Source organism: Bradyrhizobium campsiandrae (assembly GCF_014529705.1).
In the GTDB taxonomy this organism is placed as follows: Bacteria; Pseudomonadota; Alphaproteobacteria; order Rhizobiales; family Xanthobacteraceae; genus Bradyrhizobium; species Bradyrhizobium campsiandrae.
Map to the genome: position 1 here is coordinate 1 of NZ_JAANIH010000421.1, position 242 is coordinate 242.

1 protein-coding gene is annotated in these 242 nt (G+C 63.6%); it reads right to left on the reverse strand.

The genetic code is table 11. The annotated features are described in order from the left end of the window. On the reverse strand, positions 1-242 hold a 242-nt coding region (locus tag G8O24_RS43755), incomplete at both ends, for a carboxyl transferase domain-containing protein (RefSeq protein ID WP_283815684.1).

Consider the following 242-nt stretch of genomic DNA (forward strand, 5'->3'; position numbering starts at 1 on the left):
TGACGATTCCATAGATTTCCTCGACCGCATGGCAAGGCGGTTCGCCCTGCTCGACCGTCCAGCGCAATCGCGGCGGCTCTCCCAGGTTGGCGACGATATTACGCACGATCGCCAGCGCGTGGCTGTCGCTTTCCGCCAAATGGTCGGTGACGCCGCTAACGCGGCTATGCATTTCACCTCCGCCGAGGGCTTCGACGCCGACCTCTTCCTTGGTCGCGGCATAGACCAGTTGCGGTCCGCCC